Source organism: Flavobacterium bizetiae, from assembly GCF_902804475.1.
Lineage (GTDB): Bacteria > Bacteroidota > Bacteroidia > Flavobacteriales > Flavobacteriaceae > Flavobacterium > Flavobacterium bizetiae.
Genome location: NZ_CADCSU010000108.1, coordinates 1 through 19,190 on the forward strand (window position 1 = coordinate 1; position 19,190 = coordinate 19,190).

Below are 19,190 nucleotides of genomic sequence, written 5' to 3' on the forward strand. Positions count from 1 at the left end.
ACCAAATACTTGATTGATTCTAAAATATTATTCAACACTTTTACTTGACATGCTCTAATGGATTGACTGCTTAATCTCCTCTCTTCAGATAATTGTAAAATATTGAAATCAGTTGTTATAGTATCAAATCTTTTTAAAGAAACTTTTGTTGTCGTGGATTCTGAATGACCTCTATAGTAATAAACACTATCACAAAAAGCAATCTTATTACAATTTAACAAAAGTAACCTTGTAGTATATTCATCGCCGTTCATTCCGTTTTCATTATAGCGATGTCTTTTTAGTAATTCCGTTTTGCATAACGCAATGCCAGAAATACTCCAAGATAAACTGGCTACAAAAGCTTCTTCAGCTGAAAGAATAATGTCTATATCCCCATTATAGCCTACCCATTTTTTTAAAACATTATTTACTTCGCCCTTAAAATATATTAAATTTGGAATTACAAAATCTGCTTGTGTCGATAAAGCTGTCTGATAGGTTTTTTCCAAAGAATCTTTACTTAAAATATCATCGCTGTCAAGAGGATGTATATATTCTCCCCTAGCATAATTTAAAGCAACATTTCTAGCGATAGAAGCATTCCCAGAATTTTCTTGATTAATTACAATTATTCGTTTATCAAGGGCTTCATATTTTCTTAGAATTTCAAGACTACCATCTGTTGAACCATCATTCACACATATTAATTCCCAACTGGCAAATGATTGATTAATTATAGATTCTATTGCTTCACTTAAATACTTTTCGGTATTATATACCGGCATTAAAACCGTAATTATAGGATTATCTAACATCGATTAATTTACTTTTTTTATATACTTATAAATCAACGATTTAATATCCAATCTCTGATTTAAACTTTTAAATGAGCTAAAGCTCAAGTAACATAATAATATTATTGATAGGATATAAGAAAACAAATTTCTTTCTAGAAATCGTAATAAACCAAATACCGCTATAGAAATAATTAAACTCAATAAAATAATTTTCACTGTTTCTCTATAAAGTGCAAAACCATATTTTTTATTAGCGTAGTAATAACTCAAAACAAATCCTAAGCAATATAAAATAAACTCTGCTATACCTATTCCTTCCAGCCCCATTAAATAATACATGCCAATGTACCCTCCTAATAAAAAGGCATTTGTAATATTATCAATTTTAAAAGATGTCGAATAATCCGCTCTTGCTAAATAGAGAAAACCTACTGCCCACACTACACCCTTTATGATAATTGAAAGCAAAAACCACTCTAGCATAGGAATTATGCTCAAAAAATCAACTGTATATAATAATTTTACTACTATAGGCAATGCAATAGTTAACGAAACACATATTGGTGCGATAATTAATACTGACATTTCAATTTGTTGATTAATTATCTCGATACTGTCTTTATTATTATTTGTACCTGCTAACCTTGGAAAATAATCTGTAGCCATGGCTGTAAAAACTATACCTACATATCCTGTTATAAGTCCAAAACCAGCCTGATACAAACCTACTTGATCAACTCCTCCTTCTCTGCTTATATATGCCGAAATTAAATACCTTATCGCAGTTCCTATCAAACCGCTAAGAGTTAGAAAGATTCCGAGCTTTACCATATCCAAACCGTTCTTATACGATTCTTTATAAGTTATCTCAACCTTTTCTAATTTTATTTTTCTAGAATAGTACCAAGAAAGAATTAATGATGAGAAAGCTGTAATTATAATTGAAGGTACAATTCCTTCTAATCCATAAAAGTAATAAAGGGGCAAAGAAGTAAAGAGGCCTAATACTACTCCAATAATTTTAGATTGGCCCATTTCTTTTAGACGCCTTGTTCCCTGTAAAAGGGCACTCTGACCATTGCTTATATCAGTTAAAAGAAGAGTACCTGATAAAAAAACAAACGACCATACATAATCTGTATTAGAAAAAGACCAATAACTTAAATAAGGTGAGAGTATGATAGTAATAATCATGCCTAGCAGCCCCGTAAACCAAACCCATCTCCTGAAGGTTTTAATTATTTTTGCTAATGCGGAATTATCCCCATTCGCTGAAGCTTGAGAAATTTCTCTAATAGCACTAACAGAGAGACCAAAACCAGTTAATGTTGTTATAATTCCTAAAGGAGCATTTAATAAGCTCATTACTCCAACACCAGCAGATCCTAACCAAATAGCAACGAATTTAGACCGAATAATTGAAATAATTATAGTAATTACCTGAACCCCACCAAAAAGACTAGTTGCCTTAAATATTTGACGATATGATGATTTTACAACTTCTTCCTTTGATTTCATCAAAATTGATTTATAAAACTTACCACAGTTTCAACTTCGTCCATATTTAAAACTGGACTTATCGGTAAACTCAAAACTTCATTATGAATTTCTTCAGTGATAGGCAAACTTAATTCTTCAAAAGCTCTATAACATTCCTGCTTATGTGGAGGAATTGGATAATGAATCAATGTTTCAATACCTTTTTCTTGTAAAAATTCTTTTAGTTTATCTCTATATTTTGTACGAATGACAAATAAATGCCACACATGCTCTTCTGCTTGTGGTGCAGTCGGTAAAACAATTTTATCATTTTTAATAGATTCTAGATAATAATTAGCAATTTTCTTGCGATAGTCGTTTTCTTGATCTATGTGATTTAATTTAACTGTTAAAAAGGCAGCTTGAATTTCATCCAGACGACTGTTCAGTCCCTGAAATTGATTCACATATTTTTTTGAGGAACCATAATTTGCTAAAGACCTTATAATTCCAGCTAACTCATTATCATTAGTGGTAACAGCTCCAGCATCTCCTAAAGCTCCCAGATTTTTTCCAGGATAAAAACTAAACCCAGCGGCATCGCCAAGATTACCAGTCTTGATTCCTTTCCATGATGCCCCTATCGCCTGCGCATTATCTTCAATAACTTTAAGATTGTATTTTGTTGTAATTCCCTTAAGATTTTCATTCCAACAAACTTGTCCATAAAGATGAACAATCATAATAGCTTTAGTATTAACTGTTATTCTTGATTCCAAATCTTTAATATCAATATTAAATGTCAAGGGATCCGGTTCAACAAAGATTGGCTTTAATCTATTGTCAGTTATAGCAAGGATTGAAGCAATATAGGTATTTGCAGGAACAATTATTTCATCTCCCTCTTTCATAATACCTAACTCAATATATCCTCTAATTATTAGTCGCAATGCATCCAAACCATTCGCAACACCAATAGCATGTGCAGCTCCCGTATATGATGCCAGTTCATTTTCAAAATTATTCAATTTTTTCCCCATTAAAAACCATCCCGAATCAATTACATCCGAGGCTGCTTTTTTCAGTTCATCATTATATTTTGCATTAATCTTTTGAAGATCTAAAAATTTAATCATTTTGCAACTATTTTATCTATTTCAAATTGTGTTAATTTTCTAATAAGTTTTGCTGGAGTACCTCCTATAATGGAATAACTAGGAAATCGTTTATTTACAAAACTATTTGCAGCAACAATACAAAAATCTCCCAAATGAACATTAGGCATTATAATACTGCTTGCTCCAATCCAGCAATCATTTCCAATCACAATTTCTCCTTTGACAATAGGAAAAATTATTTGTAAAGCCTCAGATGCGTTTGGGCCTGATCCTGACATTAAATTTACATTTTGAGCAAAACTAACATTCTTTCCTATTGTAACTTTAGCATTAAATCCCTCCAGAATAGTATTTGCCCCAACATAACAACCCTCTCCTACTACTAAGATATTTTCCGCAGAACCAAAAATTTTTACATTTCCCGCTATCTTAGAATTATTTCCTATTCGCACATTATTTATATGAGCACTAGTCTCTATATTTACGTTTTCGCCTAAAAAAATATTATTAACTATCATATTTAAAATTAAGAATTGAACTAAATATATAATCAATATCAAACTTACTCATGTTCTGATGGCATGGAATAAAAAAAGCATCCTCACCATAAAAAATACTCGATTGAATTCCGTGATTGGTTAAATGCAATTTTAATGCATGTAAATCTTTTATTATAAAATTATTTTTTAAAATTAAAGATGATGGAACTGTATTTTTGCCTCTTTCAAATCTTTCCTGAAATCCTTCTTTTGAATATAAGGAAAGCGCATAATCAAAATTTTCAGTACGCTTTTTAATTAATTCCTCTTCATCTCTTAAATTATAAGAAATCACTTTTTCTATATAATTAATTGATAAATCATCGATCTCCGAATTCTTCAATCTATCATTGTTTTTATTTGACACTAGCAGACCACCTATTTGAATAGGAAAAAATTTTGGAAAACTATACAATGAAAAATCGCCATAACTTCCAACTTTTAAATCTTGATCTTGAGAAAAAAAAGTTGTACAGCAATCTTCAATTATTGGCAAACCAAGTTCTGTAATTTTTGTTAAATCAGGATAAGGATACCCAAATTCGTGGTTAATAAAAATAATTTTAGTTTGAGGTGATAATTCTCTGTTCCATTTACAGATCTTTTCAATTTCTTTAGTTACACAAGAACTTATATAGAAGTTTTCTGATGTGGTTAGAATTGTCACCAAATCATTTTTATCTAAGTCGTAGCTTTGTAGCGCTAATTTTATTGATTCCCTACCATTAATAGTATACTGCCAATTATCTTTCCCAAATCTTTTATTAAAATAATGAAAGGTATAATTATCCTCTTTCAGGTTATGATTTATGCCTATATAATCAGTCTTAAATGGACTTATACGATAGGAAGGCAGTAAAAAGGAATCAGGATTAGTGATGAACATTATGATTTATCTTTAAATATGTCGATTTTAAACTCAAATCACATCCAATACTTTCTTTAAATTCACACAAGCCATAATTTGGAATAGAATTTTCAGTTGATGGACCAATATCAATAATCTCAATATTGTTTTCTTTATAATATTTAAATATCTGAAACGAAAGGAAGTTCATTGTCTTGCATTCTGAAAATTGTGGTAAATCTCCCCAATAAATAACTTGAACAATCTTACTGGCAACATGAAATACAATTGCTGAAGCAATAATTTGATCGTCTTTTAATACAACAAAAAAGTCGGCCGGTATTACTGACGTTGTCTCTTTTACTTGCTCCCATGTCATTCTAAGCGGAAATCCTCTTGAACTACGATTTTGGGCAATGATATCATAAGCTATTTGACCCTCACTACTTTCAAGCTTTCTAAACTCAAGATTTGAATTATTGCTTTTCTTTAAATTTTTTCTAGCGTTATACCAAATTTTCGAAGAATATTGTTCATCAAGTTTATCAGTTAAAAATTGATAGTTGACATCTTTATTAATTTCTGTATAACCAAATCTATACAAACTATTGGTTAACTTTACTAAAAAATTCCTATTGTAGAACAAAGGAGGTAAGACGATTTTTATTTCTCTTATCAATTTTGAAGTAGACCATTCCTCTAAGGATTTTAAGCCTGCGTCGATCTGATCTATTCCAATATCACTATTAAGATATTGAAACCCACCAAAAGGAGCCGAGAAAGGGGAATAAGCAATACCTGCTCTAACTCCTAATATAATTCCCATTCGAATTTTGCTATCTTTAAAAAGTAAATAGTATACTTTTTCTGCCTTATAACTGTTAATGCTGTTAAAAACTCCTGCATTAAAAATATGATAAGGATTAGCAAACGCTTCATCATAATATGATGATTCTACTTCAATAACTTCCATTGTAAATATTTATCATAATCTCTAATGTAATCTTTTTCACTATATTCTTGCGAGGCAAGCACTAGACATATAGAACCACTCGAAAAATTAATTATTTCTCTCCAAATACCTGGTTTTATATATAATGCTTCTGATGGATTATTCAAAAAAAAATATTTTTTATCTTTTCCATCATCTAGAACTATTGTAAAAGATCCACTTGCGGCAACTATAAATTGTTCCAACTGATAATGACCATGTCCACCACGCTCAGATCCCATAGGAACATCATACAAGTAATAAACTCGTTTAACTTGAAATGGAATACTCTTGTTGTTTTCTAAAACCGTAATATTGCCTGCTTGATTATGAATTTTAGTCAAGTTTATTATGTTACAATCCTTAACGCTATACATTTTTCAATTGTTTAAAATCATCAAAATCTCTTACGTAATCGCTTTCATCATACTCTCTATCAGAAACAATTAAAGCTAAAGAATTTGTTGAAAAATTCTCCATTCTTCTCCAAAACATATTAGGCACATACAATCCATAATAAGAACGATTCAAAGAAAACTTGATTTCTTTGCTGCCATCAAATAAAAAAAGATCAAAGCTTCCTGACAAAGCAACAATAAATTCATTTTGCGTTTTAAATGCATGTCCACCGCGAACTTCACCACCTGGAACATCATAAATCCAATAAGTACGTTTTATTTCAAAAGGCAACTGACTTGGATATTCAAAAAAAGAAAGGCTACCTCGTGGATCTTGAATTTTAGGCAATTCTATTATTTTTGGCATCATTTTCTATAATTTACTTATTATTCTTTTTGAAACCAAAAGAGCTACAGTTAAGAAACCAGCCAAAAAACCACCAATAATTATTCCTTTAATTTTTCTAAATTTTTCTTTTGGCAATGGTAAAATAGGTTTGTCAATAACTTGAATTAAAGGGGTTTCTTTTCTAAGTGTAACTTTAGCTAATTCGCATTGTTTGACTAATTCAGTAAGTATGGCTGTATTTGCTTGTACGTCAACTTGTCTCTTCACTGAAGGTGCTCTGCGAACATTAAGAGCAGGATTTAAATTAAATGTATTATCATTTGCAACAGCTACACCAGTAATGGCGCTATTTAATTCTACACGTACAGAATCCACCTGATGCTCTAAAATTTCCATATTTTCTCGAGCCTTTTTACTTTTTGTATTTACATAAAACTCACCTACTTCTTTCGCTAAAGCTTCACAAAAATACAACGAAAACAATTCGTTATTTGATACAACATCCATAGAAATAACTGCAATTTTTTTATCTCTCTGGCCTACAGATAAAGAAGTACGAGATAAATTTTGATAAATTACACCTAAAATACTATCCTGATCTCTGCTAAAATGATTTCGATTATTTTGAGACAAAAACTGTATATTTTTAAACTTTGGATTAGTATTCCATGTTGTCCGCCATTTGTTGTCCTGAATATACATTTCTGCTAGAGAAATAATTTTGCCATTAACTTTAACTGGAGTAAGTAACGTTTGCTCAACCATTCTGCGGGACTTAAACAATTCAGTTAAATTAGAACCAGAAAAAATACTTCCTCCTCCACCTCCCAAATCAACTCCAAATGAGCTTGCTAAGCCAAGAGCACCTCCTAATCCACCGCTAGATTTTTCATCTTCTAAAGCAAATGTTAATGTAGCTGTGTAACTTGCTTTTTGAGTAAATGAATATGCAAATCCAAGGGATGACCCAATTATACCTGCTACGAAAATAATTTTCCACTTCGATATTAAATAATTATACCATTCTTTCAGTTTATGAATTAATTCTTTTAACGAAATTTCTTCGTTTTCAAGGGGCTGTTTTTCCATTATCTTTTTATTTAAAAGCCGTAACAATTAGCAATGCCAAACTAGCAAAAGCTGTACCTAAACCAGCCCATTCACCAGCACTCATTTTTTTCCTTTCAGGTTTTTCCGGAACTACAATCTGTGAATCTGGTTCAACCTTAGGGTAAGATCTAAAAAACAAAAATGAAGTTGTTACATCAGCTTTCCCATTAGGATAAATTATATAAGCTTTTCTCTTCCATCCTTTACTATCCGCTCCCCCAACTGAGTTAATGTAATATTTAAATCCTTTTCCGCTTCGATATGGAATTTCAGAAGTCAACAATACATTTCCAGTTACTTTAACACCTTCATTATAAATTGCCACTTCTATCTCATCTCCAGGAAATAATGTCACATTGGAATAATGATTTTTATCTTTTACAATTTTTTCCCAATTTACAGGAATTGTAACATATTTTAAATCGTCTTTTAACTTTTTACTCAATTTCTCCTTAAGTGTATCATTTTTAGATAGATTCAGGTCTATACGCTCCAACTGATCAATTTGTTCTTGTTTAATTGGTCTTTTAATTTTCATACCATCTAAATTGGCAATCGAAGTTAATCCTCCTGCTCTCATTACAACGTTATAAACTGTCTCTTTTTTATTCGCTAAAACATACTTACCCGGATAACTTACCGCACCTAATACTGACACCATCTCCGGTTTCTCATAGACAGCCATTCTTCTAATATTAATAACATCAAAAGGTTTTAAAACAAAGTTTTTGATCTGTTCGTTATTGCCTGCTGTTATTTCAAGTTCAACTAATTCGATACGTTTTGGATCAGCATCATCAATTACATCAGACTTAATCATTCTTGCAATTTCGACTCTTTTAGAAGCAGAACCTGTTAATCCTCCAACCTGAACTACTAAATCATTTAAAGTTAAATTTTCGAAATATTCATATTCACCAGGATTTTTAACTTCTCCATCTATAGTAACTTTATATTCTTCTCTGAAATCCAAAATAGAATACACTGTAACAACATCTTCTCTTTTTAATTCTAGATCAGCCCCAAAGTCTCCTGACAAAGCAGCACTTAAATCAACATTTACAATTTCTGTAGTTAAATCTGTTTTTAAACGAATAATTCTTGCTCTTTTGGTATAAGCATCTTCTTTAAGTCCTTCTGCTCTTGTAATAAGATCTGAAATTCTCATTCCTTCATTATAAGAATAATAATCCGGTCTAAAAACAGCACCCTCAATTTTAATACGATTTTCGAATCGGTTCAAAATTTTAGTAATTCTAAACACATCACCAGATTGTGGTAAATACGAATTATATTCACTTTCATTTATATCATGTACTTTAAACTCTTTTCCTGTTTTTTGCATTACATTCACAGATGCTGTGTAAGCAAATTCATTAAAACCTGATGCGAAATTTAATAAATCTGAAAACTTTTCTCCTTTTTTCATTTCAAAAATCCCAGGACGCTTTACTTCACCTTCAACCGTAACCCTTTGGCTATATGCCGGAATTCGAATAACATCGTTATCTTTCAAACTCACATTATCAGATTGATCACCCTTAACTAAAAACTTATAGATGTCTACATTTTTGTAAACTTTATTATTTCTAATTAATTCTATATTTCTATAACTTCCATTTTTCCCAGGCCCTCCAGCCAAATGCAACGCATTATATACTGTTGCTAAGGAAGAAATAGAATAATTACCCGGCTGTTTTCCTCCCACAATAGTGATTTTAATAGTACGAATTCGACTTAAACTTACACTAACTTGAGATTGTCCAGAACTTACTGTACTATAAACTCTTGCTATCGCTGCTTTAATTTTTTGAGTAGCGGCTTCAATTGAAGTTCCCGCCACTGAAATTTGTCCAACATAATCTATACTTACCTTTCCTTCTACACTGACAGGTATACTAGCATTATATTCCTGAACTCCATATACGCTTACCTGCAATTCATCACCAGGCCCAAGAATATAATTTGTAGGTGTGGCCAATTTCAAATCTGGTTCAAAATTTAAAGTGGGATTATCAAATAATTCAGAACCAAAAATTAAGGCATTTACAGAATCTTTTACTTTATCATTTTTAATTTTTTCCTGTTTTCTTCCAAACTCCGATTCCTTATCTACTATTTTTGGCTTACTATTTTTATCATTTGCATCTGCTTTAGCATTTTTCTTGTCAAATTCATTAAGTTTAATTCTCAATTTATTAAATTCAGTTTGACTCATCCCTTTTGATAAAGCCATTGACTCTACACTATCAATTGTTGCATTGTTACTTTTTAACTGAGCACTAATTTTAGCTAAATCATCATCAGACAAATAATCGACTTTAACAGTGCTTAAATCCTTTGATTTAAGTATATCCTGAGCATTTGCATTAAATGCTAATAATAAAATAAAAAGCAGCGTAAGAACGTATGTTATTTTTTTCATGTGAAATTATAATTTAACCTACAGTTTAGTTTAAATAAAATTACTTAAAGTTTATGAATATTGTTTTTGATAATAATCTTTATACGAACCAGAAGTAACATTTTGTAACCACTCTTCGTTATTGAGATACCAATTGATAGTTTTTTCTAAGCCTTCTTCAAAAGTAACAGAAGGTTTCCAACCCAATTCCTTATTTATTTTAGAAGCATCAATGGCATAACGCAAATCATGCCCTGGGCGGTCTTTAACATAAGTAATCAGTTCTTGAGAAGTTCCTTGAGATCTCCCTAATTTCTCATCCATAATTTGACATAGTAATTTTACCAGATCAATATTTTTCCATTCATTGAAGCCTCCAATATTATAGGTCTCATGATTTTTCCCTTCGTGGAAAACTAAATCTATAGCAATAGCATGATCTTCAACAAAAAGCCAGTCACGCGTATAATTTCCATCTCCGTAAACAGGTAATGGTTTATTATTGATGATATTATTTATAAAAAGAGGAATCAACTTTTCAGGAAAATGATACGATCCGTAATTATTAGAACAATTTGTTAAAACATAAGGCAAACCATAAGTTTCACCATAAGCTCTTACAAAGTGGTCAGAGCTTGCTTTAGAAGCTGAATAGGGAGAATTCGGATCATAAGAAGTAGTTTCTGTAAAAAGCCCCTCTGCTCCTAGTGAACCATAAACTTCATCAGTGCTAATATGATAAAACCGTTTTGCTTCAAAATTATTTTTCCATTGATTTTTGGCTGCATTCAATAAATTCATCGTTCCAATAACATTTGTTTTTACGAATGCTAAAGGATCTTCGATAGAACGGTCGACATGAGATTCTGCTGCCAAATGTAAAATACCATCAAAATTATGCAATGAAAAAAGTTCATTTATAAAACTTTCGTCTACTATATTTCCTTTTACAAAAGTATAATTAGACTGATTTTCAATATCTTTAATATTTTCCAGATTACCTGCATAAGTTAATGCATCTAAATTGAAGATTTGGTATTCAGGATATTTATTTACAAAACGTCTTACCACGTGCGAACCAATAAAACCTGCCCCTCCGGTTATAAGAATTTTTTTCATTTTAAATTTCAATTAATTTAATAGATCTGAATTTATTTTTTCTAACTCACTATAGACATCCTTAACATCCTGTGAATTTTCTTTTTGTAAAATTAAATTTGCTGTGTCGGTATATACAAAAATAGTATTTTTTAATCCTAGAAAAGTAGTGTGCTTGCCAGAACCAATTACCATATTTCCATTTTTATCAACAGGGTGATTTTTGGAAACCAAATAATCATAGACTGATTCAAATGATCCTAAATCAGACCATGAAAATGATGCAGGTACGACTTTTATTTTTTTACTACGCTCCATAACAGCATAATCAATACTTATTGATGGAATTTCTAATGACAAATTGAAATCTAAAAATCCGTTTTCGCTTGCTTCCCAAACAGTCTTAGATTTTTCATATACATCTGGTTGAAATTGTTTTAATTCCTCTAAAAGAACGCTCGCTTTAAAACAAAACATTCCGCTATTCCATAAGAAGTTTCCTTTAGCAATAAATTCTTTAGCTGTAGTTTGATTTGGTTTTTCACGAAATGAAATTACATTATCTCCTTTTGACTCGATGTAACCATATCCTGTTTCCGGCTTCGTAGGAATAATTCCAAAAGTTACAATAAAGCCATCTTGAGCTTTTGAAATAGCTTCATTAATTGCTTTATTATAATCTTCTATTTTATCAATAATATGATCTGATGGGGTTACAATTAAGATATCATCCGGATTTGACGCAAATGCCGCAAAAGCAATGGCAGCAGCAGTATTCCTAGGTGTTGCCTCCACTATATTCACATAAGAAGTTTTGGTTTTATCCATAACTTTTCCGCTTAAGTGATGATTATCTACATTCCCTACCACCATTACTTTATCTGCTAAATGACTGTTACGATCGACGGTTATTTCAAATAAAGATTTATTTTCAAATATCTCTAAATATTGTTTAGGTTGACTTTTTCGGGAAAGAGGCCACAACCTACTTCCAACTCCCCCTGTTAAAATCACATGTATGATTGAATTTTTTGTTTCCATTTTTTTTAAATAAAAAAAAAGAATTTTTAAATACTATAACCTATTATCAGCTATACTACCTAAAACTCCTTTTACATCGTATAATAAACTATTTTCTTTTTGCAACTCTGAAAAATTTAATTCCAAAAATTCCTGGTGAGAAACTCCAAGAACAATTGCGTCAAATTTATTATCAGGAGTAGAGTTTATTGTTACTAAATTATATTCTTTTTTTACATCATTCGCATTAGCTAATGGGTCAAATATGGTTACTAAAATTCCGTATTCCTTTAATGCTTTTACAACATCAACAATTTTTGTATTACGAACATCCGGACAATTTTCTTTAAAAGTAATTCCAAGCATCAAAAGACTTGCGCCATTAACAGAAATTCCTTTTTTGATCATCAATTTTACTATTTGCGAAGCAACGTATTCTCCCATGCTGTCATTCAAACGTCGTCCTGCCAAAATTATTTCGGGATGGTAGCCAAATTCCTGCGCTCTTTGTGCCAAATAATAAGGATCAACACCAATACAATGCCCTCCAACCAATCCTGGTTTGAAAGGTAAAAAGTTCCATTTTGTTGATGCGGCTGCTAACACTTCCTGCGTATCAATATTCATTAAATTGAATATTTTAGCCAATTCATTTACAAAAGCTATATTAATATCACGCTGTGAGTTTTCAATAACTTTTGCAGCTTCTGCAACTTTTATACTTGGTGCTAAATGTGTTCCGGCAGTAATTACCGATTTATATAAGGCGTCAACTCTTAATCCAATTTCAGGTGTTGAACCTGAAGTCACTTTTAAAATTTTTTCGACTGTATGTTCTTTATCTCCCGGGTTTATTCTTTCAGGAGAATATCCTGCAAAGAAATCTTCATTAAATTTTAATCCTGAAACTTTTTCTAAAACAGGAACACACTGTTCTTCAGTAACACCTGGATAAACCGTGGACTCGTAGATAACAATATCTCCTTTTTTTAATATTTTACCTACTGACTCACTTGATTTGTATAAAGGAGTCAAGTCAGGACGATTATTTTTATCTACCGGAGTAGGAACTGTAACTATAAAATAATTACAATCTGCTATATCATTTAAAGAACTTGTACAATATAATCCAACTTCAGCATTCGAATTATCTACTAAAACAGCTTGTAAAGTAGCGTCATCAACTTCTAATGTTGTGTCTGTACCTGACTTTAAAGAAGCTATTCTTGATTCATTTATATCAAAACCTATAACTGAATATTTAGTAGCAAATAATCTGGCCAAAGGTAGCCCAACGTAACCTAAACCTATAATGGCTATTTTTACATTTTCGCTCAATTTGTAATCTTTTTTATCTATTTCAGTCATAACAATTCACGGCTTCGCCTCTCTGAGTCACAAAGATTTGACACAGATATTCTAAAATCATTTTCGGCAAATATAACATATTAAGTCAATTTATTCAATACGGTTTCCCGTAATACAGAAAAAACAAACAAATAAACATTAATACTAAGCACCAATACTCTATCAATCAGTATGTAAAAATTTACCTTATAAAAAAAACAGAAAATAAAATCTCTATTTGGAGAAATTTTACCTTCTGTTTATTACCAATAGTTACACAATATAACTACATTATTTATATTTTATTTTAAGGACACACCCTAAAGATTCTAAAACTAACGTATAATAAGTATTCGATATTTCCTGAACTATTGCATCCTGATTACTAAAAGCTCCGGATTCTAATTTTATACGATCACCAACCTGAATAGAAGTCACTGAAACATCGCTTAAATTAGGAGCTGCCAGACTCGTTTTTATGATGTTAATTTCTTCATTGCGAACAATCGCAGGCTTGCCTAACCAAAACAAATATCGAACTACACCCGAAATCTGAAAAACTGAATTTCGATCAGTATCTTCTAACTGAACAAAAACATAGGAGTTAAAAAGCGGCACTTCAACCTTTTTCTTTCTATCTGTCCATTGTTTAATTTGAATTATTAATGGACAATAACACTCAATTCCAATTTCATTAAGTTTTTCCGCAACTTTTTTCTCCCACTTGGGTTTTGTATACACTACATACCAATTCTTCATTTTTCTTTTTATTGAAATAAACTTTAAACCAATCTTCCCTTATTCATTTCATATTAAATTTCACTTCAATACTTTTTGCAATTAAGAACCTATTCCTTTATAAATGAAACCTATTGATTCTAATTCTTTTGCATTCAGAATATTTCTTCCATCAAAAAGAAATGCTGGTTTGTGCATCGAATCGTAAATTTTTTGCCAATCATAAGTAGTAAACTCATCCCATTCTGTTAGAATAGCAATAGCATGAGATCCTTTACAGGCTTCATAAGCGTTATCAAATATTGACAAGGCTTTACTATTTGCTTCCACTGTTCTGGTTTCTAGATAATCTAAATCACTTAGCATTTTATTTCTGGAAACTTTAGGGTCATAAACAGAAATTTTAGCCTGTTCGTTAATCAGATCGTCAGCTACATATATTGCAGCAGATTCTCTGGTATCGTTTGTATCTTTTTTGAAAGCCCATCCTAAAAATGTAATTTTCTTATCAGCAACCGTATTATAAAGGGTCTGAACTATTTTATTCGAAAATCTTCTTTTTTGATGATCATTCATTATAATTACCTGCTCCCAATAATCGGCTACTTCATTTAATCCGTATGATTTTGCAATGTAAACTAAATTAAGAATGTCTTTTTGAAAACAAGAACCTCCGAAACCAACAGATGCTTTTAGAAATTTAGGTCCAATCCTGCTATCCATTCCAATAGCTTTTGCAACTTCATTAACATCCGCTCCCGTTTTTTCGCATAATTCAGACATAGCATTGATAGACGAAATACGTTGTGCCAAAAATGCATTTGCAGTTAATTTAGAAAGCTCAGAAGACCAAACATTTGTGGTTAGAATTTTATCTTTACTAACCCAATTCGCATAAACATCAACTAAAGCATTAATTGCTTCTTCTCCTTCCGGAGTTGTATCTCCTCCAATTAAAATTCTATCCGGATTTAATAAATCAGTTACAGCAGTACCTTCAGCTAAAAATTCAGGATTAGATAAAATCTGAAACTGAACTCCATTTCCTGTATTATCTAAAATGCTCTTTATAGCTTCAGCCGTACGAACAGGCAAGGTCGATTTCTCTACAACAATTTTATTTTGCTTTGCTACTTTAGCAATTTGTCTTGCGCAAAGTTCTATATATTTTAAATCAGCAGCCATACCTTTTCCTTTTCCGTAAGTCTTAGTTGGCGTGTTTACTGATATAAAAATTACCTGCGCTTCATCAATAGCTTTTTCTACTTCAGTAGAAAAGAAAAGATTTCTTCCTCTTGCTTCGGCAACTATTTCTGAAAGTCCTGGTTCGTAAATCGGAATATTATCTGTATTTGGATCGTTCCAATCTTTAATTCTTTGTTCGTTCAAATCAACAACAGTGACTTGAATATGTGGGCATTTTTGAGCAATTACTGCCATTGTCGGACCTCCAACATAACCTGCACCAATGCAACAAATTTTTGTAATTTTCATTTAATTTACTATTATCTTGAACCTTATTTTATTTTAAATTTTTCCAATACCAGCTTACCGCTTCTTTTAATCCATCTTGTAATGAATATTTAGGATCGTATCCTAAAATTGTTTTTGCTTTCTCTATACTGGCTAAAGAATGCGGAATATCACCTGCTCTGTTTGCACCATAAACAATCTCTACATCTGCTATTTTAGCATCAAATTCAGAGAGATATTCTTTTAAATACCCTACCAGATCGTTTAATGTATTGCGATCGCCAAATGCGGTATTGTAAACTGTATTTATAGCTTCTGGATTTTGACTCGTTATTGCCAATTCGTTCATCTGAATTACATTGTCTATATAAGTAAAATCACGAGAATAATTTCCATCTCCATTAATTACCGGACTTTCATAATTCATTAGCTGAGTAACAAATTTTGGAATTACTGCCGCATACGCACCATTTGGATCTTGCTTTCTTCCAAAAACATTGAAGTATCGTAAACCAATCGTCTCTAAGCCATAAGTTCTACTGAAAATTTCAGCATATAACTCGTTTACATATTTTGTAATTGCGTATGGCGATAATGGTTTACCAATAACATCTTCTACTTTTGGCAATCCCTGAGAATCTCCATAAGTTGAAGAACTTGCTGCGTATACAAAACGTTTTACCCTTGCATCGCGAGCAGCCACTAACATATTTAGAAAACCGGAAACATTAACATCATTTGTCGTAATAGGATCATTAATAGATCTGGGAACAGAACCTAAAGCGGCTTGATGCAAAACATAATCAACTCCATCTACCGCTAAATTACAATCAACAATATTTCGAATATCACCTTCGATTAATTTATAATTAGAATTACCTACAAAATCTTTCAAATTATGGCGATGCCCTGTAGAAAAATTATCAAGACAAACTACTTTATGCCCTAATCCTAAAAAATACTCAGACAAATTCGAACCAATAAAGCCCGCTCCGCCTGTTATTAAAATTGTATTTTGAGTTGATATTTTCATTATTCCGAATTATTTTTTCTTGAATTTATTCAAAATTTCTTTCCAGAAACTTAATTTATCTCCTTCATCATGATAACCGTTTGAATAAGCTCCATAACCGTACCCATATCCATAAGCCGTGCCATATTTCGCTTTATTCTCATAACCATTTAAAATAATACTCGCGTTTGCAAGTTCACCTCGTTGCACTCTGGTATTTAGCAACGTGATCATGTCTTTTTTAGTATAATTTTGTCTTACTATATAAAGTGTAACATCAGCATATTGTGCCAATTCCAATGCATCAGATACTAATCCGACTGGAGGTGTATCCAGAATAATATAATCATAATGTTGTTTTAGCTCTGTAATCAATTCTCCCATTGCATCACTCAAAATTAATTCTGACGGATTTGGAGGTATTGGCCCTGAAAGAATAACATCAAGATTAGGAATTTGAGTCGTGTTTATAATTTCAGCTAAACTATTTTGTTTAATTAAATAATTCACCACTCCTATTTGATTTTTCAATCCAAACTCGTCTGCCAATCTTGGCTTTCTTAGGTCTAAACCAATAATTACGGTTTTCTTTTCGCTTAAAGCAAAAACGGTAGCGATATTTATCGAACAAAATGTTTTTCCTTCACCACTTATAGACGATGTGATCATCAATGTTTTTGAACCACTTACTTGCTGTTTTTTATACAGAAACTGCAACGAAGAACGAATCGTTCTAAAAGCTTCTGAAAGTGCTGACTTGGGCTTATCAAAAACAGCTAAATTCAGAGAATCTTTATTAACTCCAACGACACCAATTAATGGTATTTGAGTTAATTTATTAATATCTTCAGTATTTTGAATTGAATTATTGACAAAGAAAATTCCGAAAATAAATAATAAAGGCACTAAGGTTCCTAAGAATAAAGCCAGAATATAATTTACAGAAGTTTTGGGACCAATTAAGCCTCCACCAATATCCTTTGCTGGATCAATAAAATGGAGATCGGATAAATTTGACGCTTTTACAATCTCGGCCTCATTTCTTTTCTTTAAAAATTCAGTATAAATGTTATCACTTAAATCATATTTTCTCTGAATCTTCAACAATTCCTGCTGCTCTTCCGGAAGTCTTTTTACAGTGCTTTCGGCCTGACCAATTTTAGCGTTTACCATTGCTAAATCTGTCATTAAAGATCCTTTTGCAGAAGCTATATTTTCAAGCAGAACATTTTTTACTGCCTGCATTTGGTTATCAAAATCTTTAAAGATTTTATCACTTTTTACTGCATAAGCCATTTCTGACCTTTGTGTAGAAAGCGCAATAAGTTTTGAAACATTAACAACAACATTCGGATCTTCTATTCCTGCCACAGAAGGTGCGGGTAATCTTGAGTAATCGACGCTATTGTTTAAATATGATTTTAAAGAATTGTAATAGGCAATTTTTCTTGTAACCTGATCTCTTTCGACATCAAAATCCATTATTTTATCTGAAACCTTTTCTCCGCCGCCTTCAATTTCATAAATATTTTTATCTTTTCTAAAGGTTTTGAGCTCACTTCCCGTTTCTTTCAATTGCGACTCCATTGCAACCAGTGTACTATCGATAAACCGTATGGTATTGTTTGCAAATTGTTTTTTTCCGTCAAGCTGAAGTTTGATTAACATTTTTACGGTTGCATTCAAATACTCCACCATTCTGGCTTTGTTTGTTCCTTGCATCGATAATGTTAATATTGACCCGCCTTTATCATCAGAACTAACATTGACTCCTCTGTAACCTGATACAGTGCCATCAAAATCATTAAATTTTATAAAATATTCATTCCCTGTATACATACCGGGATTGTCATTTATTTGTATCTTCAAATTTAAAAAAGGCAAAGAAACCTGTTCTCCTACTTTATATTTCTTTACAAATTCTGTTGGCTGAACAGCGGTATTGCTATAAGTATTATTAGAATAGGTAATTAATGAAACAGAATTATTTTCGAAAGGAATTCGAATTTCATACTCGTTAGCGCTTAAAAATTTAATGCTAATCAAAGTATTAGCCAATTGACCTTTTGATTTATCAATTACGACATAAAAAGGAACAGCACCGTAAGAGTCTACTAAATTGTATTTTCCTTGTGTAAGATAATCGATGTAAAACTGTAATTTATCAACTACCAATTCATTGTGAGATCTTGATTGTATTATTGTCGAAATTCCGTTTACCTGATCTGAAACTCCTCCCCAATTAAAAACCAAACTGGTATTTGATGTAAAAAACGGATTTCTTTCTTCTTTGATAGAAACCATCGTTTGCATAGCGTAAATTTTTTCTTTTCGAATATTTACCTGATATGCAATTGTAAAAGCAATGATTAAACTAGCTAAAAACCATTTCCAATAACTTAGAATCTTTAACAAGAATCCTTTAAAATCAAAATTTGAATGATTCTCAAAAATGGAAAAATCTTTTATATCTAACATTCTTTGAATT

Annotated in this window: 17 protein-coding genes; all 17 read right to left on the bottom strand. The window is 31.4% G+C overall.

Annotation, left to right across the window (positions count from 1 at the left end; all coding sequences use genetic code 11):
• The coding region (locus FLACOL7796_RS14845; RefSeq protein WP_173971547.1) for a glycosyltransferase family 2 protein at positions 1–797 on the bottom strand (797 nt) is incomplete at its 3' end.
• A gap of 3 nt (positions 798–800) precedes the next feature.
• Positions 801–2,297 carry an oligosaccharide flippase family protein gene (locus FLACOL7796_RS14850; RefSeq protein WP_173971548.1) on the bottom strand — a complete coding sequence of 499 codons (1,497 nt, stop codon included), beginning with the start codon at positions 2,295–2,297 and terminating at the stop codon, positions 801–803.
• Positions 2,297–3,394 carry a DegT/DnrJ/EryC1/StrS family aminotransferase gene (locus FLACOL7796_RS14855; RefSeq protein ID WP_173971549.1) on the bottom strand — a complete coding sequence of 366 codons (1,098 nt, stop codon included), beginning with the start codon at positions 3,392–3,394 and terminating at the stop codon, positions 2,297–2,299. Before FLACOL7796_RS14855 ends, FLACOL7796_RS14850 begins: the two co-directional genes overlap by 1 nt.
• Positions 3,391–3,894 carry an acyltransferase gene (locus FLACOL7796_RS14860; protein ID WP_173971550.1) on the bottom strand — a complete coding sequence of 168 codons (504 nt, stop codon included), beginning with the start codon at positions 3,892–3,894 and terminating at the stop codon, positions 3,391–3,393. The genes FLACOL7796_RS14855 and FLACOL7796_RS14860 overlap by 4 nt, the downstream gene beginning before the upstream one ends.
• On the bottom strand, positions 3,884–4,801 hold the full coding sequence (locus FLACOL7796_RS14865) for a DegT/DnrJ/EryC1/StrS family aminotransferase (protein WP_173971551.1): 918 nt from the start codon (positions 4,799–4,801) through the stop codon (positions 3,884–3,886). Before FLACOL7796_RS14865 ends, FLACOL7796_RS14860 begins: the two co-directional genes overlap by 11 nt.
• The gene (locus FLACOL7796_RS14870; RefSeq protein WP_173971552.1) at positions 4,788–5,735 is read right to left on the bottom strand and encodes a hypothetical protein; all 948 of its coding nucleotides are present in this window, start codon (positions 5,733–5,735) and stop codon (positions 4,788–4,790) included. Before FLACOL7796_RS14870 ends, FLACOL7796_RS14865 begins: the two co-directional genes overlap by 14 nt.
• A complete protein-coding gene (locus tag FLACOL7796_RS14875) occupies positions 5,717–6,130 on the bottom strand; it encodes a sugar 3,4-ketoisomerase (RefSeq protein ID WP_173971553.1) in 414 nt (137 codons plus the stop codon). The genes FLACOL7796_RS14870 and FLACOL7796_RS14875 overlap by 19 nt, the downstream gene beginning before the upstream one ends.
• Positions 6,123–6,521, bottom strand: a complete 399-nt coding sequence (locus tag FLACOL7796_RS14880) for a sugar 3,4-ketoisomerase (protein WP_173971554.1) — start codon at positions 6,519–6,521, stop codon at positions 6,123–6,125. Before FLACOL7796_RS14880 ends, FLACOL7796_RS14875 begins: the two co-directional genes overlap by 8 nt.
• 3 nt (positions 6,522–6,524) lie before the next feature.
• Positions 6,525–7,589, bottom strand: coding sequence for a Wzz/FepE/Etk N-terminal domain-containing protein (locus FLACOL7796_RS14885; RefSeq protein ID WP_173971555.1), 1,065 nt, complete (start codon positions 7,587–7,589; stop codon positions 6,525–6,527).
• A gap of 7 nt (positions 7,590–7,596) precedes the next feature.
• A complete protein-coding gene (locus tag FLACOL7796_RS14890) occupies positions 7,597–10,035 on the bottom strand; it encodes an SLBB domain-containing protein (protein WP_173971556.1) in 2,439 nt (812 codons plus the stop codon).
• Between the two features lie 51 nt (positions 10,036–10,086).
• Positions 10,087–11,133 carry a dTDP-glucose 4,6-dehydratase gene (gene rfbB, locus FLACOL7796_RS14895; RefSeq protein ID WP_173971557.1) on the bottom strand — a complete coding sequence of 349 codons (1,047 nt, stop codon included), beginning with the start codon at positions 11,131–11,133 and terminating at the stop codon, positions 10,087–10,089.
• Positions 11,134–11,145: 12 nt separating this feature from the next.
• On the bottom strand, positions 11,146–12,153 hold the full coding sequence (locus tag FLACOL7796_RS14900) for a mannose-1-phosphate guanylyltransferase (RefSeq protein WP_173971558.1): 1,008 nt from the start codon (positions 12,151–12,153) through the stop codon (positions 11,146–11,148).
• 33 nt (positions 12,154–12,186) lie between these two features.
• Positions 12,187–13,500 (bottom strand): nucleotide sugar dehydrogenase, encoded by a 1,314-nt coding sequence (locus tag FLACOL7796_RS14905; RefSeq protein WP_173971559.1) that lies wholly within the window; start codon positions 13,498–13,500, stop codon positions 12,187–12,189.
• 270 nt (positions 13,501–13,770) lie between these two features.
• On the bottom strand, positions 13,771–14,238 hold the full coding sequence (locus tag FLACOL7796_RS14910) for a UpxY family transcription antiterminator (protein ID WP_173971560.1): 468 nt from the start codon (positions 14,236–14,238) through the stop codon (positions 13,771–13,773).
• 81 nt (positions 14,239–14,319) lie between these two features.
• Positions 14,320–15,711, bottom strand: coding sequence for a UDP-glucose 6-dehydrogenase (locus FLACOL7796_RS14915; RefSeq protein ID WP_173971561.1), 1,392 nt, complete (start codon positions 15,709–15,711; stop codon positions 14,320–14,322).
• 28 nt (positions 15,712–15,739) lie between these two features.
• Complete coding sequence (locus tag FLACOL7796_RS14920; protein WP_173971562.1) at positions 15,740–16,723, bottom strand: SDR family oxidoreductase; 984 nt, start codon at positions 16,721–16,723, stop codon at positions 15,740–15,742.
• A gap of 9 nt (positions 16,724–16,732) precedes the next feature.
• Positions 16,733–19,180, bottom strand: coding sequence for an exopolysaccharide transport family protein (locus tag FLACOL7796_RS14925; protein ID WP_173971563.1), 2,448 nt, complete (start codon positions 19,178–19,180; stop codon positions 16,733–16,735).
• Positions 19,181–19,190: the final 10 nt, after the last annotated feature.

What these genes read in the sequence shown, in the direction of transcription:
- FLACOL7796_RS14850 (WP_173971548.1), bottom strand. Translation starts at nt 2,297, where the DNA reads ATGAAATCAAAGGAAGAAGTTGTAAAATCATCATATCGTCAAATATTT.
- FLACOL7796_RS14855 (WP_173971549.1), bottom strand. Translation starts at nt 3,394, where the DNA reads ATGATTAAATTTTTAGATCTTCAAAAGATTAATGCAAAATATAATGAT.
- FLACOL7796_RS14860 (WP_173971550.1), bottom strand. Translation starts at nt 3,894, where the DNA reads ATGATAGTTAATAATATTTTTTTAGGCGAAAACGTAAATATAGAGACT.
- FLACOL7796_RS14865 (WP_173971551.1), bottom strand. Translation starts at nt 4,801, where the DNA reads ATGTTCATCACTAATCCTGATTCCTTTTTACTGCCTTCCTATCGTATA.
- FLACOL7796_RS14870 (WP_173971552.1), bottom strand. Translation starts at nt 5,735, where the DNA reads ATGGAAGTTATTGAAGTAGAATCATCATATTATGATGAAGCGTTTGCT.
- FLACOL7796_RS14875 (WP_173971553.1), bottom strand. Translation starts at nt 6,130, where the DNA reads ATGTATAGCGTTAAGGATTGTAACATAATAAACTTGACTAAAATTCAT.
- FLACOL7796_RS14880 (WP_173971554.1), bottom strand. Translation starts at nt 6,521, where the DNA reads ATGATGCCAAAAATAATAGAATTGCCTAAAATTCAAGATCCACGAGGT.
- FLACOL7796_RS14885 (WP_173971555.1), bottom strand. Translation starts at nt 7,589, where the DNA reads ATGGAAAAACAGCCCCTTGAAAACGAAGAAATTTCGTTAAAAGAATTA.
- FLACOL7796_RS14890 (WP_173971556.1), bottom strand. Translation starts at nt 10,035, where the DNA reads ATGAAAAAAATAACATACGTTCTTACGCTGCTTTTTATTTTATTATTA.
- rfbB (WP_173971557.1), bottom strand. Translation starts at nt 11,133, where the DNA reads ATGAAAAAAATTCTTATAACCGGAGGGGCAGGTTTTATTGGTTCGCAC.
- FLACOL7796_RS14900 (WP_173971558.1), bottom strand. Translation starts at nt 12,153, where the DNA reads ATGGAAACAAAAAATTCAATCATACATGTGATTTTAACAGGGGGAGTT.
- FLACOL7796_RS14905 (WP_173971559.1), bottom strand. Translation starts at nt 13,500, where the DNA reads ATGACTGAAATAGATAAAAAAGATTACAAATTGAGCGAAAATGTAAAA.
- FLACOL7796_RS14910 (WP_173971560.1), bottom strand. Translation starts at nt 14,238, where the DNA reads ATGAAGAATTGGTATGTAGTGTATACAAAACCCAAGTGGGAGAAAAAA.
- FLACOL7796_RS14915 (WP_173971561.1), bottom strand. Translation starts at nt 15,711, where the DNA reads ATGAAAATTACAAAAATTTGTTGCATTGGTGCAGGTTATGTTGGAGGT.
- FLACOL7796_RS14920 (WP_173971562.1), bottom strand. Translation starts at nt 16,723, where the DNA reads ATGAAAATATCAACTCAAAATACAATTTTAATAACAGGCGGAGCGGGC.
- FLACOL7796_RS14925 (WP_173971563.1), bottom strand. Translation starts at nt 19,180, where the DNA reads ATGTTAGATATAAAAGATTTTTCCATTTTTGAGAATCATTCAAATTTT.